The sequence below is a fragment of the Curvibacter delicatus NBRC 14919 genome, assembly GCF_001592265.1.
GTDB classification, from domain to species: Bacteria; Pseudomonadota; Gammaproteobacteria; order Burkholderiales; family Burkholderiaceae_C; genus Hylemonella; species Hylemonella delicata.
Genome location: NZ_BCWP01000005.1, coordinates 60,657 through 83,514, shown reverse-complemented (window position 1 = coordinate 83,514; position 22,858 = coordinate 60,657). Strand labels below are relative to the sequence as shown.

Annotated in this window: 18 protein-coding genes; 12 read left to right on the top strand and 6 right to left on the bottom strand. The window is 63.8% G+C overall.

The window, feature by feature from the left end:
* Positions 1-4: 4 nt before the first annotated feature.
* A complete protein-coding gene (locus CDE01S_RS04075; protein ID WP_066704125.1) occupies positions 5-2,278 on the top strand; it encodes a methyl-accepting chemotaxis protein in 2,274 nt (757 codons plus the stop codon).
* 43 nt (positions 2,279-2,321) lie between these two features.
* Positions 2,322-8,159, top strand: a complete 5,838-nt coding sequence (locus tag CDE01S_RS04070; protein ID WP_066704122.1) for an Hpt domain-containing protein — start codon at positions 2,322-2,324, stop codon at positions 8,157-8,159.
* Between the two features lie 51 nt (positions 8,160-8,210).
* Here CDE01S_RS04070 and CDE01S_RS04065 read toward each other — a convergent pair whose 3' ends face one another.
* Entirely contained in the window at positions 8,211-9,683 is a 1,473-nt protein-coding gene (locus CDE01S_RS04065) for a cryptochrome/photolyase family protein (protein WP_066704117.1), read from the bottom strand.
* A 21-nt stretch (positions 9,684-9,704) separates the two neighbouring features.
* On the opposite strand from CDE01S_RS04065, the gene CDE01S_RS04060 reads away from it, so the two are divergent.
* The 6 genes from CDE01S_RS04060 (at position 9,705) to CDE01S_RS04035 (ending at position 14,434) form a co-directional block, all read left to right on the top strand.
* Positions 9,705-10,304, top strand: a complete 600-nt coding sequence (locus CDE01S_RS04060; protein ID WP_066704116.1) for a YqgE/AlgH family protein — start codon at positions 9,705-9,707, stop codon at positions 10,302-10,304.
* Positions 10,305-10,430: 126 nt separating this feature from the next.
* Entirely contained in the window at positions 10,431-10,850 is a 420-nt protein-coding gene (ruvX, locus tag CDE01S_RS04055) for a Holliday junction resolvase RuvX (RefSeq protein ID WP_066704114.1), read from the top strand.
* Positions 10,847-11,344 carry a bifunctional pyr operon transcriptional regulator/uracil phosphoribosyltransferase PyrR gene (gene pyrR, locus CDE01S_RS04050; RefSeq protein WP_066704112.1) on the top strand — a complete coding sequence of 166 codons (498 nt, stop codon included), beginning with the start codon at positions 10,847-10,849 and terminating at the stop codon, positions 11,342-11,344. Before ruvX ends, pyrR begins: the two co-directional genes overlap by 4 nt.
* Before the next feature lie 61 nt (positions 11,345-11,405).
* Entirely contained in the window at positions 11,406-12,368 is a 963-nt protein-coding gene (locus CDE01S_RS04045; RefSeq protein WP_066704109.1) for an aspartate carbamoyltransferase catalytic subunit, read from the top strand.
* Between the two features lie 16 nt (positions 12,369-12,384).
* Entirely contained in the window at positions 12,385-13,677 is a 1,293-nt protein-coding gene (locus CDE01S_RS04040; RefSeq protein WP_066704106.1) for a dihydroorotase, read from the top strand.
* Between the two features lie 25 nt (positions 13,678-13,702).
* Positions 13,703-14,434 carry a lysophospholipid acyltransferase family protein gene (locus CDE01S_RS04035; RefSeq protein ID WP_369406355.1) on the top strand — a complete coding sequence of 244 codons (732 nt, stop codon included), beginning with the start codon at positions 13,703-13,705 and terminating at the stop codon, positions 14,432-14,434.
* Between the two features lie 3 nt (positions 14,435-14,437).
* Here CDE01S_RS04035 and CDE01S_RS04030 read toward each other — a convergent pair whose 3' ends face one another.
* Positions 14,438-15,586, bottom strand: coding sequence for an ABC transporter ATP-binding protein (locus CDE01S_RS04030; protein WP_066704097.1), 1,149 nt, complete (start codon positions 15,584-15,586; stop codon positions 14,438-14,440).
* 74 nt (positions 15,587-15,660) lie between these two features.
* Here CDE01S_RS04030 and CDE01S_RS04025 point away from each other — a divergent pair, with 74 nt between their 5' ends.
* Positions 15,661-17,283: an ABC transporter permease gene (locus CDE01S_RS04025; protein WP_066704093.1), complete on the top strand. Its 1,623-nt coding sequence runs from the start codon at positions 15,661-15,663 to the stop codon at positions 17,281-17,283.
* Positions 17,284-17,345: 62 nt separating this feature from the next.
* Entirely contained in the window at positions 17,346-17,690 is a 345-nt protein-coding gene (locus tag CDE01S_RS04020) for an ArsR/SmtB family transcription factor (protein ID WP_066704091.1), read from the top strand.
* A gap of 39 nt (positions 17,691-17,729) precedes the next feature.
* Here CDE01S_RS04020 and CDE01S_RS04015 read toward each other — a convergent pair whose 3' ends face one another.
* The 4 genes from CDE01S_RS04015 to CDE01S_RS04000 all read right to left on the bottom strand — a co-directional run bounded on the left by CDE01S_RS04015 (position 17,730) and on the right by CDE01S_RS04000 (position 21,167).
* Positions 17,730-18,095, bottom strand: coding sequence for a DsrE family protein (locus tag CDE01S_RS04015; RefSeq protein WP_066704339.1), 366 nt, complete (start codon positions 18,093-18,095; stop codon positions 17,730-17,732).
* Between the two features lie 216 nt (positions 18,096-18,311).
* A complete protein-coding gene (locus tag CDE01S_RS04010; protein WP_066704088.1) occupies positions 18,312-19,598 on the bottom strand; it encodes an NAD(P)/FAD-dependent oxidoreductase in 1,287 nt (428 codons plus the stop codon).
* Between the two features lie 17 nt (positions 19,599-19,615).
* Positions 19,616-19,942, bottom strand: coding sequence for a c-type cytochrome (locus CDE01S_RS04005; protein WP_084382699.1), 327 nt, complete (start codon positions 19,940-19,942; stop codon positions 19,616-19,618).
* 118 nt (positions 19,943-20,060) lie between these two features.
* Positions 20,061-21,167, bottom strand: a complete 1,107-nt coding sequence (locus CDE01S_RS04000; protein WP_066704085.1) for a YeeE/YedE family protein — start codon at positions 21,165-21,167, stop codon at positions 20,061-20,063.
* Between the two features lie 127 nt (positions 21,168-21,294).
* Between CDE01S_RS04000 and CDE01S_RS03995 the strand changes: the two genes are divergently transcribed.
* Together CDE01S_RS03995 and CDE01S_RS03990 are read left to right on the top strand one after the other, a co-directional pair.
* A complete protein-coding gene (locus tag CDE01S_RS03995; RefSeq protein ID WP_066704082.1) occupies positions 21,295-22,254 on the top strand; it encodes an MBL fold metallo-hydrolase in 960 nt (319 codons plus the stop codon).
* A complete protein-coding gene (locus CDE01S_RS03990; RefSeq protein ID WP_066704328.1) occupies positions 22,254-22,754 on the top strand; it encodes a thioredoxin fold domain-containing protein in 501 nt (166 codons plus the stop codon). Before CDE01S_RS03995 ends, CDE01S_RS03990 begins: the two co-directional genes overlap by 1 nt.
* Positions 22,755-22,858: the final 104 nt, after the last annotated feature.

The window sequence follows — 22,858 nt, the reverse complement described above, 5'->3', positions numbered from 1 at the left end:
CACCATGTCTGTTGTCGATCAACTAAAAAACCTGTTCGCCGGGAAGAAGGCGCCTGATTCTGAGCAGGCTTCGAACCTGAGTCTGGCGACGCCTGATGAGACCATCGCCGGGGTTGTCCATACCGAACCGATGATGCCCAACACGCCAGCCCAGGCTGCCGAGACGGTGGTGCGGGTGGCGGCGGAGGCCGCGCCGGAGACGGACCTGAGTGAGCTGATTTCGGTGCCCGTGCTGGGGCGGCGCACCGTGGTGCAACATCAGCGTCTGTTGGCGCTGCTGCTGGGTGTCTCGCTGGTGGCCTTGGCCTCCGTGGCCTTTGTGGGCCTGAACGGTGCCGACAAGGTGGCGCAGCAGGTGAGTGCTACCGGTCAGGCGCTGATGCAGTCGCAGCGTCTGGCGAAGTCGGTGTCGCAGGCCTTGGTGGGGGTGCCGCAGGCGTTCCCGGAAGTGTCTGAAAGTTCGAGCATTCTCGCGAAAACCCTCAAGGGCCTCAAGGACGGTGACGACGAGCTCCGTCTGCAGGCGGTGGACAACGAGTTGCAGCCGCAGCTCGAGAAAATCCTGCCCTTGATGTTCAAGGCGGAAAAGAGTGCAGGCGTCATCATGGCGCAGCAAAAAATCCTGACGCAGGTCGGCTCGGCATTGCGGCTGATCAACCGCCAGTCATCGGACCTGCTGGAAATCGCCGAGACCGTGTCCTCGTTGAAGCTGCAGCAGAATGCTCCAGCGACTGAAATTTCGGCCGCAGGCCAGCTGGTGATGCTGACCCAGCGTATCGGCAAGTCGTCCAACGAATTCCTGACGGCCGAAGGCGTGAGCCCGGAAGCGGTGTTCCTGCTGGGCAAGGACTTGAACTCCTTCAAGGAAATTGCACAGGGCTTGCTGGACGGCAGCCCCGAACTGCGCCTGAGTGCCACCAAGGACGCGCAGACCCGCGAGCAGCTCGGTGCCCTGATCAAGCTGTATGAACAGACGCGCACCCAGGCTGGTGCCATTCTGGGCAACCTGCAAGGCCTGGTGTCGGCGCGTGAGGCGCAGGTCACCATCATCGCGGACAGCGAGCCGATCCGCCGTGACCTGGAAGAGCTGCAGGCCCGCCTGGCGGCCAATACCGGTCTGGGGCCGGTGGCGCTGTTGTCCTTGGGTGGCGCAGCCCTGTTCTCGCTGCTGTGCGCAGGTGGACTGGCCTATGTGCAGCTGCAGGACAGCCGCAAGCGCCAGGTGGTGGCCGAGGCGCAGCGTCAGGAAGCCGAGCGCCAGGAGCAGGAAGCCAAGCGGGTGAATGACGCCAACCAGGCCGCCATTTTGCGATTGATGAATGAGCTGCAGACGGTGGCCGAAGGCGATCTGACCCAGGAGGCCACGGTGACCGAGGACATCACGGGCGCCATTGCCGACTCGGTGAACTACACGGTGGAAGAACTGCGTTTGCTGGTGGGTAACGTGCAGAACACGGCGACCAAGGTGGCGCAGACGACGGCGGAAGTGGACCAGACCTCCACCGAGTTGCTGGCCGCATCCAACGAGCAACTGCACGAAATTCGCGAAACCGGCCGTTCCGTGGTGGACATGGCGACCCGAATCAACGAGGTGTCGGTGCAGGCGCAGGAGTCGGCTGCGGTGGCCCGCCAGTCGCTGCAGGCGGCCGAATCCGGTCTGCAGGCCGTGCAGGATGCCATCGGCGGTATGAACTCGATCCGTGACCAGATCCAGGAAACCTCCAAGCGCATCAAGCGCCTGGGCGAGTCGTCACAGGAGATTGGTGAAATTACCGAGCTGATTTCCGACATTACCGAACAGACCAACGTGCTGGCTCTGAACGCCGCCATCCAGGCGGCGTCGGCGGGTGAAGCCGGGCGCGGCTTCTCGGTGGTGGCCGAGGAGGTGCAGCGACTGGCTGAGCGTTCGGCCGATGCGACGCGCCAGATTGCTGCGCTGGTGAAAGCGATTCAGACCGATACCCAGGACGCGGTGGCCGCCATGGAGCGTTCCACCCAAGGTGTGGTCGAAGGGGCCAAGCTGTCCGACAACGCCGGTACGGCGCTGACCGAGATCGACCGCGTGTCGCGCCGGCTGGCCGAACTGATTGAAGAGATTTCCGGCGCTGCCTCCAAGGAAGCCGGTCTGGCCAATGTGGTGGCCGACAACATCCAGCACATCTTTGCCGTGACGGAGCAGACCGGTGAAGGTACGCGCTCCACGGCAACCCAGGTGCGCGAGTTGTCGCGCATGGCCGAAGAGCTGCGCCAATCGGTGGCGCGTTTCAAGATCGCCTGACCCCGTGGTCCGCTAAACGTCATCCGCAGGAGCGAGTCCACCCATGCAAGCGCACGCAGCCATCAGCAGCGACCCCGACGTGGCGGTCAACGATCTCGGCCCGTTGGCCTGGGTGCTGGACGAACTTCGCAAGTCGCTGGATGGCGCGACCAAGGCTATTCGCCGCTTTGTGCGCGATGCTGAGCTGGCGCGTGGTTCCGAACTGGAGTCGCTGGATGCCAGCCAGCTGCGGATTGCCCGTCAGCAGTTGCACCAAGCGGTCGGTGCGCTGGAGATGGTGGGGTTGGGCGCGCCCGCCAAGGTGCTGCGTGCCATGGAGGCCCTGGCGCAGAAATTTGTGCAGCGCCCCGAGTTCTGTAGCGAAGAGGCCGCCACCAAGGTGGAGCGCGCCAGCTTCGCCCTGATGGAATACTTGGAAGGCGTGCTGCGTGGCAAGACGATTTCGGCTGTGGCGCTGTTTCCGCAGTACCGCGATGTGCTGCAGTTGGTCGGGGAGGACCGTATCCATCCGGCTGATCTGTGGGCGCACGAATGGCGCTGGATCGATGTGACCTTGCCGGGGGCGGCGGGGCCGTTATCGTATGCGCCGGCCATTCGGGCCAAGATGGACCCGGCTGTCTTGAACATGGTCAAGACCGGCAATGTGTCGTCGGCCAAAATTCTGCGCGATATCTGCCTGGGTCTGGCGGCTGGCGAGCAGGTGCTCGAGCCCCGCGTGTTCTGGAAGATTTGTGCGGCCTACTTTGAGGCGCTGGCCCAGAAGCTGTGCCCGGCCGATGTTTATGTCAAGCGGGCCGCTTCCCGTGTCTTGTTGCAATACGCCAATCTGGCGCGTGGCGATCACAATGTTTCGGATCGGCTGGCGCAGGATCTGCTGTTTTTCTGTGCTCAGTCCGTTGCGGTGTCAGAGGCGGATGCGCCAGTCTTGGCGGCAGTTCGCCAGGCCTATGGCCTGACGGCCGAACGCGCTGTCGATTACGAAACGGTCTTGTTCGGACGCTTTGATCCGGCACTGCTGGTCCAGACCCGCAAGCGCATTGCCACGGCAACCGAGACCTGGTCGACGCTCTCCGGCGGGGACACCAATCGCCTCAAGGTGGTGGCCGACCAGTTCAACCTGGTGTGCGATTCCATCCTGAAGCTGCACCCGGAAAGCGGAGATCTGGCGCGTGCCCTGACGCGGGCGGTGGAGAGCACGGTGCGTTCCGGCGAGCCACCCGTTACACCCGTGGCGATGGAGGTGGCGACGGCGATCCTGTACCTCGATGCGGCCTACGAGGATATGGACCCCGCAGATACCAGCATGGCCGAACGCAGCCGCCGTCTGGCGCTGCGCCTTGAGCATGTGATGGCCGGTGGCCAGCCTGAACCGCTGGAAGGCTGGATGGAGGACCTGTACCGCCGTGTCAGTGACCGGCAGACCATGGGCGGTGTGGTTGATGAGTTGCGCAGCACACTGGCTGAGGTGGAGAACGCGCTGGACCAGTTTTTCCGCAAGCCGCAGGACAAGCACCCGCTGGCCGAGGTGCCAAGCCAGTTGGGACAGATGCGCGGTGTGTTCTCCGTGCTCGGTCTCGACCAGGCGGCGTTGGCCACGCTGCGCCTGCGCGACAGCGTCGAGCGGCTGCTCGTGGATGAGATCGACGAGGCGTCCGCGCGGACGGGTGTATTCGAAAAGTTGGGCAACAGCCTTGGGGCGCTCGGTTTTCTGATTGACATGTTGAGCTACCAGCGGGCGTTGGCAAAGAAGCTGTTCGTCTACGATGAAGAGCAGGGGGAGTTCAAACCTCTGATGGGGCGCGAAAAGGAAGCCGCACCGGCGCCATCGCCCGAGGTGGTTCCGCCACCTGCACCGGTCGTGGTGCCGTCTGCTGACGAAGTGCCCGAGGCGGCTGAGAGACTGCAGGAAGTGGCGGCACTGGTGTCCGCGCCGTTGGCGTCTCCTGTCGAACCGCCAGTGCAGGGGGCTGTCGACGAAGATGATGACGAGGATTTGCGCGATATCTTTCTGGAGGAAGCGCGCGAGGTGGTGCGTAACGGCCAGGAGGCCTTGGCTGCCTTGAGGGGCGACCCGACCGACCTGGGGCAGCAGACCACCGTGCGCCGTGCTTTCCACACCCTCAAGGGCAGTTCGCGCATGGTGGGCTTGGACGAGTTCGGTGAAGCCGCCTGGGCCATGGAGCAATTGCTCAACAGCTGGCTGGCGGAACAGAAACCGGCCAGTGCCGATTTGCTGCAACTTGCGGATGAAGCCATGCAGGGCTTTGCCCGCTGGGTGGAAGACATTGCACAGCACGGTGATGACGCCTGGAGTGCCGTGCCGTTTCGCCAGGCGGCGGATGGACTGCGGCTGGATGGCCGCCTGGTTCCGCTCGCCACGCCGGGGGCTGAGCCGCCGCCGGCATCGCCGGTACCGGTTCCAGTCGAATCCGAAACTGTACCGACACCGGTACCTGAACCAGCTTTGATGGTCTCTGAGCCGCAGCCCGTGGCCTCATTGCCCGAGCTTGAGCCGGTGCCTGAATTCGAGCTTGAGATCCCGGCGGAGTTTGATGCCGGTGTGACCGGGCCTGAGGTGGCCGTTGCGCACGTGGCTGAGGAACCGTTGGCGTTGGAGGGGATTGATTTCGGCAGTCTGGCCGCGGTGTCCTCGCCGACGCCTGCCATCGAGCCGGTGCTGGCATCTGTTCCCGACGAAGCGGACGAGGACATCACCAGACCTGGGGTGCTGGAAGCGCCACCACCCGCATTGGCGAACGTTGAGCTTGAGGAAGCGTCTACTGAACTTCCGATGATCGAACCGGCGGATGATGTGCCGGCCGAGCAGGAAATTTCCTTGCCAGAGCTGGAGCTGCCGCCTCTTGAGGTGGTCGAGCTGCAACCGGGGGCGTCCGTTTCAGCAGCGCCGAATGCCGGCGATGATGAACAGGTCAAGGTCATCGGAACCTTGCGTATCGGCATTCCCCTTTACAACGTCTACCTCAACGAGGCCGACGAGTGGTCCCGCCGTTTGCAGACGGAACTCAGTGAATGGGCGCTGGAGTTGCATCGTCCGGTCGCCGATTCCACGGTGGGGCTGGCCCACTCCCTGGCAGGCAGTTCGGCGACGGTGGGTTTCCGTGCCTTGTCCGAGATCGCCCGAGCCTTGGAGCACGCCCTGCAGCATGTGCAATTGCAAAGCAGGGGCCAGGAAGAGCAGGCCAAGGTGTTCTTGGCTGCGGCCGACGATATCCGCCATCTGTTGCATCAATTTGCCGCCGGTTTCCTGAAGGAGCCAGACCCGGAGTTGATCGAGGCGTTGCACGCCATCCTGACGGCCGATTTCGCGCGCACTGGGGCTGGTGCATTGACGAGCGTCCCGGTGGCTGCCGTGGATGCGCCGAGTGAATCTCCCGATGTGGGTGCGGCCGAGACGGTGGATGCCGAAGAGGATTTTTCACTCGATTTCGTCTCCACGCCGCTTGTGCCTGAGCCGCCGGCTGCGGTGGCGCAGGTTCCTGCGCCAGCCCACGCGCATGTGGGCGCCGCGCAGATCGTGGTGGAAAACCGTGTTGATGACATCGATGCGGTCGATGCCATCGATCCCGATCTCTTCCCGATCTTCGAGGAAGAGGCGGTCGAATTGCTGCCGCAGCTCAGCGCGGCCTTGCGCGAGTGGTCCAGCCATCCGGAAAACACCGGCGCCCGCATGGATGTGCTGCGGGTATTGCACACCCTCAAGGGCAGTGCGCGTCTGGCGGGCGCCATGCGCCTGGGGGAAATGGCGCACCGCATGGAGTCGGCCATTGAGCAGATGGGCGCCGAGTTCGTGCAGGCCTCGCAGATTGAACCTCTGCTGACGCGATTCGACGCGTTGCAGCAGAACTTCGACGCCTTGCGCGCGGGGGCGGATGCGGCCTCGTCACAGGAGGTGACTCCGGCCGCTGCGTCGGCTTCATTGCCCGCACTGCAGCTGACATCAACGCCCCTCACGATGCCGATGCCGACGATGGCCACTTTGGCGCCGGCCCGGCAGGGCACGGGTCAGTCGGTTCGCGTTCGTTCGCAGCTGCTGGACCGGTTGCTGAACCAGGCCGGCGAGGTGATGATCACGCGCTCCCGCCTGGATGTGCGCGTGGGCCAGCTGCGCAGCTCGCTGGAAGAGTTGACGGGCAACCTGGACCGGTTGCGCCAGCATCTGCGCGACATCGAGCTGCAGGCAGAAAGCCAGATGCAGTCACGCATGGCCAAGGATACGGCGCAAGGTTTCGATCCGCTGGAGTTTGACCGTTTCACGCGCGTGCAGGAACTCACACGCATGATGGCGGAATCGGTGAATGACGTGGCCACCGTGCAGCGCAACCTGCTGCGCACGGTGGAAGGCACCGAGGACGACTCGGTGGCGCAGGCGCGCCAGGCGCGTGAGCTGCAGCGCGATCTGCTGCGCACGCGCATGGTGGAGTTCGAGAGCATTTCCGAACGCCTCTATGGTGTGGTGCGGCAAGCCGCCAAGGAGGCCGGCAAGCAGGTCAAGCTCGACATCAGCGGCGGTTCGCTCGAAATGGATCGTGGCGTGCTGGAGCGGATGGCGCCGGCCTTCGAGCACATGCTGCGCAATGCGGTGGCCCACGGCATCGAAGCCGCCGAGCAGCGCGAAGCTGCCGGCAAACCAGCGGCCGGCACGATTGCGATCAGCCTGCACCAGGAGGGCAACGACGTGTCGATCATCTTCGGTGATGACGGTGCTGGTCTCAATCTGCGGCACATCCGCGAGAAGGCCGTGGCCAGTGGTCTGGTGGCGCCTGATGTGACGCTATCGGACGCCGAGGCGGCCAACCTGATCTTCATGCCCGGTTTTTCCACGGCCGCGCAGGTGACGGAACTGGCCGGGCGCGGCATCGGCATGGACGTGGTGCGTTCCGAAGTCTATGCCTTGGGTGGCCGGATCGAGACCGGCACCGAGGCGGGACGGGGGACGCGCTTCAAGCTGGTGCTGCCCTTGACGACGGCGGTGACGCAGGTGGTCATGCTGCGCATGGGCCATCTGACGGTCGGGGTGCCGGCCAATCTGGTCGAGATCGTGCGCCGAGTCACGGCGCACGAACTGGAGCAGGCCTACCAAAGCGGCAGCCTGGACTACGCCGGCGAGACGATGCCTTTCTTCTGGGCGGGTGCGCTGCTGCAGTCATCCGGGCGCAGCCATGAAACACAGAGCAAGACCATTCCGGTGGTGATTTGCCGAAGCGCGGGCCAGCGCCTGGCCATCCACGTGGACGAAATCCTGGGCAACCAGGAGGTGGTGGTGAAGAACCTCGGGGCCCAGCTCTCGCGCTTGCCAGGTCTGGCGGGCATGTCGGTGCTGGCCTCGGGCGCGGTGGTCCTGATCTACAACCCGGTGGCTCTGGGCGCGGTCTATGGCGAGCGGGCGCGTGAATTGCAGCAAGCGGCTCAAACGGGCGATATTGCATCGCCCCAAGCTGGCGCTGCGGATGTCATGCCTGCGGCGCGGCTGGCGGCCAGCGAACTGCCGCTGGTGCTGGTGGTGGATGATTCCATCACCGTGCGCCGTGTCACGCAGCGCCTGCTCAAGCGGGAGGGTTACCGCGTGGCGGTGGCGGCGGATGGCCTGCAGGCACTGGAGCGCTTGCAGGAGGAGATGCCGATGGTGGTGCTGACGGACATCGAGATGCCGCGCATGGACGGCTTCGATCTGGTGCGCAACATCCGCATGAACGAGCGCCTGCGTGACCTGCCCATCATCATGATCACCTCGCGCATTGCACAGAAGCATCGCGATCATGCGCGCGAGCTCGGGGTCAACCATTACTTGGGCAAACCCTATTCGGAAGATGAATTGCTCAACCTGGTGCGGCACTACAGCACGCAGCCGGTTGAGGTCTGATTCTGTTGATTGGTCCCGTGAATACGGTGCCAATAGCTATCAAAATGATAGCTATTGGTGTGGCTTCTTGACCACCGCGTAACGCTGCAGGGTCCGGGCGCGTGCCTCGTCGTGCATCACCAGGGGCTGCGGGTAGTTGCCCCCCAGTTCGACGCCGGCACTGCTCAACTCCAGCGGGCGAGCTTTCCAGGGTGCATGCAGCGCAGCTGTGGGCATGGCCGCCAGCTGCGGCAGGTAGCGGCGGATGAACTTGCCCTCCGGGTCGAACTTCTCGCTCTGGCTCACCGGGTTGAAGATGCGGAACCAGGGTTGCGCATCGCAGCCGCTGGAGGCGACCCATTGCCAGCCGCCGTTGTTGGCCGCCAGGTCGAAGTCGTTGAGTTTTTCCGCAAAGTAGCGTTCGCCCCAGCGCCAGTCGATGCCAAGATCCTTCACCAGGAAACTGCCGGCCACCATGCGCAAGCGGTTGTGCATGTAGCCGGTCTGGTTGAGCTGGGCCATGGCTGCGTCCACCAGGGGATAGCCGGTGCGCCCTTCACACCAGGCCTGGAAGAGCGACTTGGCATGCGGCCCACGTTCCCAGGCAATGGCGTTGTACTCGGGCTTGAAGGCACCGTCGCAGACGTGCGGGAAGTTGGCCAGGATCTGGAAGTAGAACTCGCGCCAGGCCAGTTCATTCAACCAGACCGTGGCGCCGCGGCTGTCGGCGATGCTGCTTTGCAGCGCCGTGGCAACCAGCTTGCGAATCGAGACGGTACCGAAACGAAGATGCACGCCCAGGTAGCTTGGGCCCTTGACGGCCGGGAAGTCGCGGGTCTCGTGGTACTGATCCATGCGTTCGAAAAAATCCTCGAACAATTGGCGGGCACCATGGGCGCCGGTCGGGATGCGCAACTCTGCCAGATTGGTCTTCTCGAAGCCGAGTTCTTGCAACGTCGGCACGGCCTGCTGGAACCCGGCTGGGCGCGCCACCAGCGCCGAGGCCAGTGGTGCCGGGTCCTGGATGCGCACGGGGTGGCGCTGAAGCTGGTCGAGCCAGCTGCGCAGGTAGGGGGTGAAGACGCCGTAAGGCGTGCCGGTTTTGGTCAGGATCTCGCGTCCCTCGAAGATGATCTGGTCCTTGCAGGTGTGCAGGGCAACCCCCAGGCCGGCCAGCTTGCCGCGGACCCGGGCATCGCGTGCCATGGCCTGGGGCTCGTAGTCGTGGGCGGCAAACACGGCCTGTACCTGCAGCGACTGCGCCAGCGCCGGGATCAACTCGCCGGCAACGCCGTGGCGCATGATCAGGCCAGCCTCCAGTTTGCCTGCCAGTGAGCGCAGACTCGCATCCAGCTCGACGAGGGAGGCCTGAATGAACTCGACGCGGCGGTCCGCTTTGGGCAGCGGGTCGAGAATGTCGCGATCGAAGATGAAGGCGCAGTAAACCTTCTGGCATTGTTGCAAGGCCAGGCACAAGGCGGTGTTGTCGTCGGTGCGCAGATCGCGCCGGAACCACACCAGGCCGGAATCAAAGGGTTTTGGCATGATCGCCGCTAAAATCAAACAATGTCCGATGATTCTGCACCTATCAACCTCACGAATCATTTTTTGATTGCAATGCCCGGACTGGCAGATGCGACTTTTTCCAAAAGCGTGGTCTACCTCTGTGAGCACAGCGAACGTGGGGCGCTCGGACTGGTGATCAACAAGCCCAGCGATATCAAGCTGCAGAGTCTGTTCGACAAGGTCGAACTGCCGCTGGGGCGCACCGACCTGAAGGATGAACCCGTTTTCCAGGGCGGGCCGGTGCAGACCGAGCGCGGTTTTGTGCTGCACGAAGCCATCCTGCCCCAGAAGGCCGAGTCCGATGACCCGGTCTACTCCTCCACCATGGTCATCCCGGGCGGGCTGGAGATGACCACTTCGCGCGATGTGCTGGAAGCGCTGTCGACCGGTGGCGGCCCGCGCCGTGTGCTGGTCTCGCTCGGTTATGCCGCCTGGGGCGAGGGGCAGCTGGAATCGGAACTGGTCGAGAACAGCTGGCTGACGGTTGATGCCGACCTGGCCTTGATCTTCGAGACCCCGGTGGACCAGCGTTATGACAAGGCGCTGTCCTTGCTCGGCCTGCAGGCCTGGATGCTGTCGCCTGAAGCGGGGCATGCGTAACATGGAGAACCCCCAGGCTCCGCTGCGCTTCGCCACCCCCCTGGAAGGGGGCAACGCCAGTGGCCCGGCAGAGCCGGTTCCACGGCGTTCCGCGGTTTTCGTTCGCTGTGCGGAGATGATGTGGGCATGAACACGGCAGCGCAGATGACGGCCGTTCCCGCCAACCAGCAAACCTTTCTGGCATTGGATTTCGGTCTCAAGCGTACCGGCGTGGCAGTGGGGACTCGCCTGTTGCGCAGTGCCCAGCCGCAGCCAACCATCCAAGCCGAGGGCGATGCCCGCTTTGCCAAAATCGCCGAACGCTTGCGCGAGTGGCAGCCCGACGCTCTGGTGGTCGGTGTCCCTTGGCATCCTGATGGCGCGCCGCACGAGAATACGGTTCGGGCGCAGAAGTTTGCGCGCCAGTTGCGCGGGCGTTTCGGTCTGCCGGTTTATGAGGTCGATGAGCGCTACAGCACGACCGAGGCCTTGGCCGATGGCGCCAAGGATGCCGATGCCGGCGCAGCTTGCATCATTCTGGAACAGTTTTTGAGGACGATGGCATGAGCACACTGATATTGGATGCAGAAGCGCTTTACCGCGAACTGTTGCGCGGTGTCCGGGGACTTTGCAATGCCAAGACCCGCCTGGTGGGTGTGACCTCGGGTGGGGCCTGGCTGGTGGAGCGGCTGCAGCGCGACCTGGGCCTGGCCGGTGAGCCTGGCACCATCTCCTCGGCCATGCACCGCGATGACTTTGCGCGCCGGGGGCTGGCTGCCGGCGGCCAGACGGTGCTGCCTTTCGATGTCAACGAGGCAGAGATCCTGCTGCTGGACGATGTGCTCTACACCGGTCGCACCATCCGCGCTGTGATCAACGAGCTGTTCGACTACGGTCGTCCGGCCAGCATCCAGCTGGCGGTGATGGTGGACCGTGGTGGCCGCCAGCTGCCGATCCAGCCGGACTTTGCGGCGGCACGGGTGACGCTGCCGACGGATCAGTCACTGGCGCTGGCGCGCAACGACCAAGGTAACTTCAGCTTCAAAGTGGAGGCTGCGTGAGGCCGCCGTTGGCACGCGACAGAAACAGCCCGCACTGACAAGCCCAGCCCAAGACACGACCATGCTTTACAAACGCAATCCCCAACTCAACAAGAACGGCGAACTGATCCACCTGCTGTCGACCGAAGGACTGTCGAAGGACATCCTGACGCACATCCTCGACACGGCGGCCAACTTCGTCAGCGTCAGCGACCGCGAAGTCAAGAAGGTGCCGCTGCTGCGCGGCAAGAGCGTGTTCAACCTGTTCTTCGAAAACTCCACGCGTACGCGCACCACCTTCGAGATTGCCGCCAAGCGCCTCTCGGCCGACGTGATCAACCTCGACATCGCGCGCTCTTCAGCCTCCAAGGGTGAGTCGCTGCTTGACACCATCGCCAACCTGAGCGCCATGGCGGCTGACCTCTTTGTCGTGCGCCACAGCGAATCCGGTGCCCCCTACCTGATCGCGCAGCACGTGGCACCGCACGTGCATGTCATCAATGCCGGCGACGGCCGCCATGCGCACCCGACGCAGGGCTTGCTGGACATGTACACCATCCGGCACTACAAGAAGGACTTTTCCAACCTGACCGTGGCCATCGTCGGTGACGTGCTGCACTCGCGCGTGGCGCGCTCCGACATTCATGCGCTCACCACCCTGGGTTGTGCCGAAGTGCGCGTGGTGGGGCCGAAGACGCTGGTGCCGGCCAGCATGGCACCGATGGGCGTGCGCGTGTGCCACACGCTGGAAGAAGGCATCAAGGGCTGTGACGTCATCATCATGCTGCGCCTGCAGAATGAGCGCATGAGTGGTGCCCTGCTGCCCTCGTCACAGGAGTTCTTCAAGAGCTATGGCCTGACGCCCGAGAAGCTGCAGCTGGCCAAACCCGATGCCATCGTGATGCACCCGGGCCCGATCAACCGCGGCGTCGAGATCGACTCGGCCGTGGTGGACGGCAAGCAGAGCGTGATCCTGCCGCAGGTGACCTTCGGCATTGCGGTGCGCATGGCGGTGATGAGCATCGTCGCTGGCAACGAAGCGTGAGAGGGACAGACCCAAGATGAAAGTACTGATCAAGAACGGCCGGGTGATCGATCCCGCCAGCAACCGCGATGAAATCGCCGACGTGGCCATCGCAGCCGGCCGCATCATCGCCATCGGCAGCGCGCCAGTCGACTTTGCGCCCAACCGCACGGTGGATGCTTCGGGCTGCATCGTCGCTCCCGGTCTGATGGATCTGGCTTTGCGCCTGCGCGAGCCGGGCCATGAACATGAAGGCATGCTGGAGTCCGAGATGGCGGCCACTGTGGCCGGGGGGGTGACCAGCCTGGTCTGCCCGCCCGACACCGATCCGGTGCTGGACGAGCCAGGGCTGGTCGAGATGCTCAAGTTCCGTGCCGAAAAACTGCACCAGGCGCGTGTTTTCCCGCAAGGGGCGCTGACGCGCAATCTGCAGGGTGAGGTGCTGACCGAGATGGTGGAGCTGACCGAGTCCGGTTGCGTGGCCTTTGGCCAAGCCGATGTGCCACTCGTCAACACCCAGGTGCTGCAGCGTGCCATGCAGTACGCCAGCACTTTTGACTACGCGGTCTGGTTGCGTCCGCAGGATTACTACCTGGGCCAGGGCGTGGCGGCCAGCGGTGCGCTGGCCACGCGCATGGGGCTGTCCGGCGTGCCGGTGGCGGCCGAAGTCATTGCCATGCAGACCATTTTTGAACTCATGCGCACCACTGGGGCCCGGGTGCACCTGTGCCGCATCAGCAGTGCCGCCGGTGTGGCCTTGGTGCGTCAGGCCAAGGACGAAGGATTGCCCTTGACCTGCGATGTCAGCATCAACTCGCTGCACCTGACGGACACCGACATCGGCTACTTCGACAGCCGCATGCGCCTGAATCCGCCGCTGCGCCAGCAGGCCGACCGCGAGGCCCTGCGCGAGGGGCTGGCCGACGGCACCATTGATGCGCTGGTGTCCGACCACACACCGGTGGATGAGGATGCCAAGGCGCTGCCGTTTGCCGAGAGCGAGCCGGGTGCCACCGGCGTCGAACTGCTGCTGAGCCTGGCACTCAAGTGGGGACAGGAAAGTGGTGTGGGCCTGACGCGTGCCTTGGCGGTGCTGACCAGTGAGCCGGCGCGCGTGCTGGGCAACGCCTTGGGGACGCTGCAAGTGAGTGCCGGCCAGCTGGTGACAGGTGGGGTGGCTGACGTCTGCGTGTTCGATCCGCAAGCCGAATGGGTGGTGCAACCCGAAATGCTGCGCAGCCAGGGTAAGCACACCCCGTTCTCCGGCTACGAGTTGCCTGGGCGGGTGCGCTGCACCATCGTGGGTGGGCAGATTGCGTTCCAGGACTGAGCAGCCTGCATCACGGTGGCGCGCCGTGTGGCGCTTGTGGCGCGCCCTGCAGCACATCCTGGTCGGGCTGTTGACCATCCTGCTCCGGTTTCCGAACCTGTCGCAGGAACAAAAGGAAATCCGGGTCCAGGTCTGGTCGCGCGAAATGCTGGCGTGCCTCGGTATTCGGCTGGTGGTGAAAGGGACGCCGGCCGAGCAGGGGCCGGTGCTGCTGGTTGCCAATCACATTTCCTGGCTTGACATCACCTCCTTGCATGCGGCGCGCTATTGCCGTTTTGTGTCCAAGGCAGATGTCAAGAAGTGGCCGCTCATCGGTGCACTGGCCACCGGTGTCGGCACCCTGTTCATCGAACGCGAATCGCGCCGTGATGCCATGCGTGTGGTGCATCACATGGCAGACAGCCTGCGTGCAGGTGATGTGCTGGCGGTGTTTCCGGAAGGGACCACCAGCGATGGCGTGCAGCTGCTGCCTTTTCATGCCAACCTGCTGCAGGCGGCGATCACCGCGCAAGCGCCGGTGCAGCCGGTCGCGCTGCAGTTTCTGGACGCGCACACCGGGCAGCGCAGCCTGGCCCCTTGTTACGTCGGTGACGACACCCTGCTCGGCTCGGTCTGGCGCACGGTTCGCTCAAAGGGCATTACTGTGCAGCTGGTGTTTGGTGAGTCTCAGATGGCCATGGGGCGTGATCGCCGCGCCTGGGCCGAGGATTTGCGCATCACCATCGACCAGCTGCGCCAGTTGCCGCCGGCCGTCTGACCCTCAGCCGGCTTGTGTGCTGGTGCAGTTCGTCGGGTCGCCCGCACGGGTGCAAGGCATCTGGCACAACTCGCTGTGGCGGATCGGGCAGGCGCGGTTGAAGGTCACCACGTGGTCGACTTCCGGCCGGATGCCGATCCACTCACCGATCTTGTGGTCGTGGTGGCTTGGCACATGGGCCAGCACGGTCTGGCCGCTCTCCAGCCGCAGCGTGTAGAGGAATTCGGAGCCGCGAAAGGCCTTGCGGATGATCTCGGCTTTCACCGGTGCCGAGTCGTCGTGCACGATGTCATCGGCACGCAGCAGCACGTCGCATTCGCCGGCGGCAAAGGCGCAGGGCAGCGGACACTCGGCGACATCGGTCAGGTCTCCGAGCGGGGTCTGCACCACGATCTGCTGGTTGACCTCGCGGATGGTGGCCGGGGCGAACACGCCGTGGCCAATGAAATCGGCCACGAAGCGCGTGGCCGGGCGGTGGTACAGCGTGTAGGCATCGTCCCACTGGTGCAGCTGCCCTTCATGCATGACGCCGATGGTGTCGCCAATGGCAAAAGCTTCCAGCTGATCGTGCGTGACGAACAGGGCGGTGGCCTGGGCGGCCTTCAGGATGCTGCGCACTTCATGCGCCAGGCGCTCGCGCAGATCGACGTCTAGGTTGGAAAACGGTTCGTCCAGCAGCAGCAGCTGCGGGCGTGGCGCCAGCGCGCGTGCCAGCGCCACGCGCTGCTGCTGACCCCCTGACAGTTCGTGAGGGAAGCGGCTCTCGCTGCCTTCCAGCCCGACCAGGGTCAGAACCTCCTTGACGCGTGCCGCACGTTCGGTTGCTGGCAGCTGATGGATGCCAAAAGCCACATTGCGGCCGACATCCAGGTGGGGGAACAGTGCATAGTCCTGGAACACCATGCCGATGCGCCGGGCTTCCGGCGGCAGCTGGCTGGAGGGGCTGCTCACCACCTGGCCCGAGAGCCGGATGTCGCCGCCCGTGACGGGCTCCAAGCCCGCCACCGCCCGCAGCAAGGTGGTCTTGCCGCAACCGGACGGGCCAATCAGCACACCGATCTCACCCGCGTGCAGCCCCAAGGACACGCCATTGACGGCAGGTTGGGGGCGGCCGGGATAACGGACCTGGAGCTGGGAGACCTCAAGAAACATGGTGTCCCATTGTAGATGCTTACAATTCTCATTTGCCTGTCCCCGTTCTCTCCATCTTTCCCTCTTTCCCTCTCATGCCGCCATACCGGCTCCGCCACTTCTTCCTGTTGCTGTTCACCGTCTTTCTGATGGTGCCGGTGTTGGCCGTGTTGGCATCGTGGCTGCCATGGGGTGAGCACGGCGCCCAGACGACCCAGATCCTAGGTGAGATGACGCGAACGGTTTTGCCGGATTACGTGGCCACCACGTTCTGGTTGTGCCTGATGGTGGCCATCGGTGTGGTGGCGGTCGGGCTGTCGGCTGCTGCTGCCGTGACCCTGTTTGACTTTCCGGGGCGACGCATTTTCGAGTGGGCCTTGCTGCTGCCGCTGGCCATGCCGGCCTATGTGGTGGCCTACGCCTATACCGATTTTCTGCAGTTCAGCGGGCCGTTCCAGACCTTGTTGCGCGGGCTGACCGGCCTGGAAGGCCGGGTCTTTCCGGAAATCCGCAACACCGTCGGCGCGGCCTGGGTGTTGACTTTTTCGCTCTATCCCTATGTCTATCTGCTGGCGCGCACGGCGCTGGGCGAACGCGCCACGCACCTGATGGAGGCCGCGCGTCTGCTGGGTGCTCCCCTGTCGCGCCGTATTCGCGAGATTGCCTTGCCGCTGGCCCGGCCGGCCGTGGCGGCCGGCGTGGCCCTGGCCTTGATGGAGACACTGGCGGACTTCGGTGTGGCCAGCTATTTCGGCATCCAGACCTTCACCGCCGGCATCTACAAGGCCTGGCTGGCCATGGACAACCGCATCGCTGCTGCCCAGCTGGCCACCATGCTGCTGGTGCTGGTCGTGCTGTTGCTGCAACTGGAGCAGCGGGCCCAGCGGCGCATGCGGTTTGCCACGCGCGGCACACGCGCCGGTGGTGCCGAGGCGCGTCCCACGCCGTTGACCGGTGGCCGCAAGTGGCTGGCCTGGGGAATCTGTGGTGTGCCGCTGCTCATGGGTTTTGTTGCGCCCGTGCTGTTCATGTTCAGGCCGCTGTTCGCGGAATGGGCGGTCCTGCCCTGGGACCGTTTCCCGGTCTGGGCGCTCAACAGTGTGCGTTTGGGGCTGCTCAGTGCCGTGCTGGCCGTGGCGCTGGCCGTGCTGCTGGCTTTCAGCTTGCGGCGCACGCCGGACCTGGTGACGCGTGCTGTCGTTTATCTGGCCGGCCTGGGTTATGCCGTACCTGGCGCGGTGATCGTCGTGGGCTTGTTGCTGCCGGTGGGCTGGGCACAGGCCGTCTGGCCGCAGAGCAGCTTGGCCTATTACCTGACAGCGACCTCGCTCGGTCTGGTCTGGGCTTATCTGGTGCGCTTTTGCGCCGTGGCCCTGCAATCGGTGCAAAGCGGTTATGCGCGCATCCCGGTCAGCCTGGACGATTCAGCGCGCATGCTGGGCGCCGGCGACTGGGGGCTTTTGCGCCGGGTGCATTGGCCTTTGCTGCGTCGCTCGACCATTGCCGCCACCCTGCTGGTTTTTGTCGATGTGATGAAGGAACTGCCGGCTACCCTGGTGCTGCGGCCTTTCAACAGCGATACCTTGGCGGTGGTGGCCTATCAGCTGGCGCGCGACGAGCGGCTGGGCGAGGCGGCCCTGCCTTCGCTGGCTCTGGTGCTGGTGGGGCTCATTCCCGTGGTGCTGTTGAGCCGCACACTGCGTGAACGCAGCACCTGAGGGCTGTGTATAAAATGAGTATGGACTTATATGCAGGCGACACCTGACCATCCCTATCTGCCATGACCAAGCGAACCATTCAAGCGACCCCGGGCAGCGTGACTGAGCCGGATCAAGTCTTCGAGCTGGCTGCCGAGGTGTTTCGCGTCATGTCGGCGCCGATGCGGCTGAAGATCATCAGCCATCTGTGTGATGGCGAGCGCAATGTGAGCTACCTGCTCAGCAAGATCGACACCACCCAGCCCAACATGTCGCAGCACCTCACCACGCTCTACCAGGCGGGGGTGCTGGGCAAGCGCCGTGACGGCGTGCAGATCTACTACCGCATCATCGATGATCGGGTGGCATCCCTGTGCCGTGCGGTGTGCACGCAGATTGCCACCGAGGCGAATTTCGAACAGGCCTGACAGCGCCAGGACAATCCTGTCCTGGCGACGGGCCCTGACTCAGGGCTTGAGGTAGACGTAGCCTTCAAGGGCTTGCAGACGGGCGACCTCGGCCACGCCGGAAGGCACAATCTTGGCTTCCATCAGCAAGGTGCCAGGGTCGATGTTGCGGCTGGTCAAGGTGTTGTTGCAGACCCTGAACTCCACCCCACGGCCTGCCAGTTCGCTCACAGAACCACTGAATTCCCGGCCTTGGCTGTCCTTGGCATCCTGGATCAGGAAGTTGATGCCGGGGCCATGGGTCACCACCACGATCTTGGCCTTGGGATCGGCGTTCAGATGATTGCGGACATTGTTGAGGATGGCCGGTACCGTGTTGACATCGGTATTGACGTGGTAAACCACCTTCACTGTTTTCTCCATCATTTTCTTCGCCGGCGCTTTCTGGGCGGCGCTTGCCTTCACCGTGGCAGTCGATGGGGCGGGTTTGGTTTCCTGGGCCTGGGCCAAGGTGGTCAGCGATGCGATGGCCAGCAATCCAATGAATTTGTACATGAGCATTTCCTGAATGAGGTCCAATAAAAATGCCGGCAGTCGCCGGCATGGAGTGCAGGCTCGGACGCATTGCCGAGCCTGCGTACATCACAACAGTGTATCTGCCCAGATGTTTTGCGCCCAGTTCCAGGCGTAGATACCCTCGAGCTCATTGGGGGCAGCAGAAACGCCACCTGAGCCCGGCACGGTCTTGAAGGTCTTTTCTGCCGCCACATACTGGTGGACCGAGGCCACATGCACCACCAGCTTGTCATTGACGAAGCTGTAGCAGGTGTTAGTCAGCAGAGGCTGCGGGTTGACGTCCATGCCCGAGAGCTGGGCCACCACGGCGGCTGCGACCACCTTGCCGTGCGAGTTGGCCATGTGGCCGGACTTGGGCATCAGCGGCGCGGCCAGCACCGAGTCGCCGATCACATGCACATCCTTGGCCACCTTGGACTCGAACGTCAGGTAGTTGACATCGCACCAGCGGTTGTTGACGTTGGCCAACCCCGATTGCATGGCAATGCTGCCGGCGCTCATGTCGGGCAGCACGTTGAGCACGTCGGCCTTGATGTCGCTCTCGGTCTCGAACTTGACGGTCTTGCTCTTGGCGTCCACGCCGATGGCCTTGTGGTTGCCACGGAACTCCAGCATGCCGGCGTAGTTCTCGGCCCAGAACTTCTTGAACAGTGGACCCTTGGAGGTGACGTCCGGATTGGCATCCAGGATCAGCACCTTGGACTTGGGTTTGGCCTTCTTGAAGTAGCTGGCCACCTGGCTGGCGCGCTCATAGGGGCCGGGCGGGCAGCGGTAGGGGGCGAGCGGCACGGTGATGGCGTAGACGCCACCGTCGGGCATGGCTTCGAGCTGGCGGCGCAGCGCCAGGGTCTCGGGGCCGGCTTTCCAGGCCTGCAGGATCTGGCCGGAGGTGCTGGCCGCTTGCAGGCCTTCGATGCTGTTCCACAGCATGTCGATGCCGGGCGAGACGATCAGCTTGTCGTAGCCGATGGTGGCGCCTCCGCCGAGCGTGACGGTTTTCTTGGCGGCGTCGATGCTGGTCACGCGGTCGCGCGCATGGATCACGCCATGTTTGCCCTTGAGGTTGTCATAGGGCGTCGTGATGTCGCCCATGGTCTTGGAGCCGCCGATCACCAGGTTGGAGATCGGGCAGGAGATGAAGCTGTCATTCGGCTCCACCAGCACCACGTCGATCTGGTAGTTGGAGAGCATGCGCACGTATTTGGCGGCAGTGGCGCCGCCGTAGCCGCCGCCGATCACCACCACCTTGGCCTTGGAAGGGATGGTGCCGGTGCTGGCACAGCCCACCATGGAAAGCGTACCGCCCAGGGTGCCGAGGGCCAGAGATGCCTGTACAAAGCTGCGTCGTTTCATGTTGGCTTGTCTCCTGTTCAGCGTTTGAGGGTCGAGAAATAGGTGGAGACCGACTGGACCTGTTCTTCCGTCAGGCCCTTGGTCAACTGGTGCATCACGGTCGCCGGGCGGGTCCCTTCACGGAAGGCCTTCATCTGCGCCACCATGTACTCGCGCGGCATGCCTGCCAGCGAGGGGATAGCTGAGCCATCGGTGGTACGGCCTTCGGTGCCGTGGCAGTTGGCGCACATGGCGGCGAGCGCGCGCTGGTGCAGGTTGACGGTGTCCTTGGGTGTCGCCGCGTTGACAGCAGTGGCAGCGATGCCTGACAACAGCACCGCCACGAATGGGCTCTTGAGGCGCATGAGGGTCTCCTTCTTGGGGTTCACGAAATATCACTCGGGGCTAATGTAATCAGCCGGCGGCCGATTGTCCCGGGTGTTTACCCTCAAAATATTAACGGGTACTTCTTGCGAGCAGCTTTCAAGGCGCCTGCATCTGGGCCTGGGTGTTGGTCACGCGGTCGCTCGGCTGGGGCGCGGCGGTTTTGTTGTCCAGCAGGCGGTCGGTGATGCCGGCACCGGCCCACATGCCGATGAGTGCCACCCAGGCGGTCAGTGCGAAGATCGAACCCCCGGTCATGCCAGCCCCCACGGCGCAGCCGCCGGCCAGCATCGAGCCGAAGCCCATGAACATGGCGCCGACAATGTAGCGGCGCATGCTGTAGCCGTCCTTGAAGCCCTCCAGCTGGAAGTCTTTCCCGATCCAGGCGCCGATGAACGAGCCGGCGAACACGCCAGGCAAAAGGCCGAAGTCGAAGCCGATGGCCGGCCCGGGAGACGACAACACCCGCATCAGCCATTCGGCTGACGGGCCACTGAAGGTCAGGCCCTGCACCTGCACCACATTGAAGGAATTGGACGAGATCAGGTAGGTGTAGTACCAGCCCGCTGCCACCATCAACCCGGTGCCAATGCCGCCAACCCATTTCCAGAAGCCCCAGCCGCTGCGCACCGAAAAGTAAAGCGCGGCCACCAGCCACACCACACCGAAGAGCAGGCCACCCCAGTGGCCGGCACCTGTGATGGCGAGCAGGTCGCGCGTGGGGCCACCCTCCACGGTCCACCAGGCGCTGATGGTGTTGCGCAAGGGCGCGAGCGAGCCCGACAGCGCCGCCTGTGCCGTCACGGCAAAGATCAGGCCCGAGAGCAGGGCGCGCAGATTGCCGTTCGCGGAAAGGACGAGCAGACGGCTGGCGCAACCCCGCGTCATGATCATGCCGGCACCGAACAGCAGGCCGCCGATCAACGCCCCCGAGAGGCTGCCGCGCGAGGCGATCTGCCGGGACGTGCTGACATCCAGCGAATGCAAGAGGATGAGTGCCTGCACCACCACCACGGCGGTGGAAAAGGCCAGCAGCCAGACCGAGAGCTTTTCGCCAAATTTGTGATGCCAGAACTCGATGACGGCTGCACGCAGGCAGAACTTGGAGCGCTGGGCAAAAAAGCCGAACAGGGCACCGATGCAAAGTCCTCCCGTCGCCAGGAGAATGCTCTCGCCATATTGTTCAAGTAGGGTTGCCAGATCCATGGGGCCATCCCATAATTTAGTATTTGCTTATATTGGATGGTAATTTAATTGTCCCTGTCAAACTTGATCTTCCTCAAGCACTGGTGGCATGCAATACAAGAATGGCGGGGTAGAAGATCGAATGGGTATGACAAAGACAAAAACGACTTTCTTGGCCCGGGCGCTGGCAGGCCTGGGGCTGGCACTGAGCGTGGTGCTGGCCTGCGCCGACGAGGCTCCGCCCATGGTGGCGCAGCAGGTCTCCCCCTCGGCCTGGTATGTTGAAGGCGTGTCAGCACTCGGCTCGCCGGCCAACCAGAATTTCATTTCCAATGCGGCTTTCGTCGTGACGCCGGCTGGTGTGGTCGTCATCGACGCCTTGGGCTCGCCGGCGCTGGCCACGCGGCTGGTGGCGGAAATTCGCAAGCACACCTCTCAGCCCATCACCCATGTGATCGTCACCCATTACCACGCCGACCACATCTATGGCCTGCAGGCCTTCAAGGCGCTAGGCGCGCGCATCATTGCGCACCAGGCGGCCAAGGTGTACCTGAACTCCGACACAGCCCGCCTGCGGCTGGAAGTGTCGCGCCAGGAGCTGGCGCCGTGGGTCAATGACGACACGCACCTGGTCGAGGCGGACGAGTGGATCGATGGCGAGAAGAACCTGACGGTCGGTGGCGTGCAGTTCCAGATCAAGCCGGTCGGCCCTTCACACACACCGGAAGACCTGGCGGTTTATCTGCCAAGCGAGAAGGTGCTGTTTGCCGGCGATCTGGTGTTTCGCAGCCGCATCCCCTATGTGGGGCAGGCTGACAGCCGGCACTGGATCGCGGCGCTGGACAAGCTGCTGGCGTTTGACGCCGTCGTCATCGTGCCCGGACATGGCCCACTGTCGCATGAGGCGCGCAAGGACATGCAGCTCACGCGCGATTACCTGGTCTACCTGCGCGAGAGCATGGGCCGGGCAGCGCAGAATCTGGAGCCCTTCGAGGACGCCTACAAGAACACCGACTGGAGCCAGTTCGAACACCTGCCGCTGTTCCGTGTTGCCAACCGCATGAATGCCTACAACACCTATCTGCTGCTTGAACAGGAAGCGCGATGATGAACCCGACACTCACCTCTGCCCCTTTGGCGGGCCACGGTTTGTCGCGCCGAGACTGGCTGCTGGCCGGTGCTGCTGTGTGTGCCACGGGCGCGGCGTGGGCTTCGCCGGCCATCTTGCCCCTGGCTGAATCGCTGCAGGATGAACTGGCGCAGGCCCTGAAAAAGGGACAACCGTTGGTGGTGATGGTCAGCTTGGAAGGCTGCCCTTTCTGCAAGGTGGCGCGCGAGAACTACCTCGGCCCCTTGCGCCGGCAACAGGGTTTGCCGGTGGTGCAGGTCGATATGCGCAGCAAACGTGCGCTGAAGAACTTCCGCGGCGACAGCACCACCCACGACGACATGATCCGCCAGTGGCGCATCCGCATCGCCCCCACGGTCCTGTTCCTGGGGCGCGATGGCGAGGAGGTGGCCGAGCGGCTGGTCGGAGGTTACATCCCCGATTTCTATGGCGCCTACCTCGACGACCGGATTCAGCAGGCCCGCGCCGCACTGCGTTGATACCTTTGTTGGCATCCGGTGCCACCGGTTGTATCCGTCGGGGCTGCCATGTGCCTGATTTGACCCTATACTTCGGCTCGTTGATATAAGCCCCTGGGGGTATA

What these genes read in the sequence shown, in the direction of transcription:
- CDE01S_RS04075 (WP_066704125.1), top strand. Translation starts at nt 5, where the DNA reads ATGTCTGTTGTCGATCAACTAAAAAACCTGTTCGCCGGGAAGAAGGCG.
- CDE01S_RS04070 (WP_066704122.1), top strand. Translation starts at nt 2,322, where the DNA reads ATGCAAGCGCACGCAGCCATCAGCAGCGACCCCGACGTGGCGGTCAAC.
- CDE01S_RS04065 (WP_066704117.1), bottom strand. Translation starts at nt 9,683, where the DNA reads ATGCCAAAACCCTTTGATTCCGGCCTGGTGTGGTTCCGGCGCGATCTG.
- CDE01S_RS04060 (WP_066704116.1), top strand. Translation starts at nt 9,705, where the DNA reads ATGTCCGATGATTCTGCACCTATCAACCTCACGAATCATTTTTTGATT.
- ruvX (WP_066704114.1), top strand. Translation starts at nt 10,431, where the DNA reads ATGAACACGGCAGCGCAGATGACGGCCGTTCCCGCCAACCAGCAAACC.
- pyrR (WP_066704112.1), top strand. Translation starts at nt 10,847, where the DNA reads ATGAGCACACTGATATTGGATGCAGAAGCGCTTTACCGCGAACTGTTG.
- CDE01S_RS04045 (WP_066704109.1), top strand. Translation starts at nt 11,406, where the DNA reads ATGCTTTACAAACGCAATCCCCAACTCAACAAGAACGGCGAACTGATC.
- CDE01S_RS04040 (WP_066704106.1), top strand. Translation starts at nt 12,385, where the DNA reads ATGAAAGTACTGATCAAGAACGGCCGGGTGATCGATCCCGCCAGCAAC.
- CDE01S_RS04030 (WP_066704097.1), bottom strand. Translation starts at nt 15,586, where the DNA reads ATGTTTCTTGAGGTCTCCCAGCTCCAGGTCCGTTATCCCGGCCGCCCC.
- CDE01S_RS04025 (WP_066704093.1), top strand. Translation starts at nt 15,661, where the DNA reads ATGCCGCCATACCGGCTCCGCCACTTCTTCCTGTTGCTGTTCACCGTC.
- CDE01S_RS04020 (WP_066704091.1), top strand. Translation starts at nt 17,346, where the DNA reads ATGACCAAGCGAACCATTCAAGCGACCCCGGGCAGCGTGACTGAGCCG.
- CDE01S_RS04015 (WP_066704339.1), bottom strand. Translation starts at nt 18,095, where the DNA reads ATGATGGAGAAAACAGTGAAGGTGGTTTACCACGTCAATACCGATGTC.
- CDE01S_RS04010 (WP_066704088.1), bottom strand. Translation starts at nt 19,598, where the DNA reads ATGAAACGACGCAGCTTTGTACAGGCATCTCTGGCCCTCGGCACCCTG.
- CDE01S_RS04005 (WP_084382699.1), bottom strand. Translation starts at nt 19,942, where the DNA reads ATGCGCCTCAAGAGCCCATTCGTGGCGGTGCTGTTGTCAGGCATCGCT.
- CDE01S_RS04000 (WP_066704085.1), bottom strand. Translation starts at nt 21,167, where the DNA reads ATGGATCTGGCAACCCTACTTGAACAATATGGCGAGAGCATTCTCCTG.
- CDE01S_RS03995 (WP_066704082.1), top strand. Translation starts at nt 21,295, where the DNA reads ATGACAAAGACAAAAACGACTTTCTTGGCCCGGGCGCTGGCAGGCCTG.
- CDE01S_RS03990 (WP_066704328.1), top strand. Translation starts at nt 22,254, where the DNA reads ATGAACCCGACACTCACCTCTGCCCCTTTGGCGGGCCACGGTTTGTCG.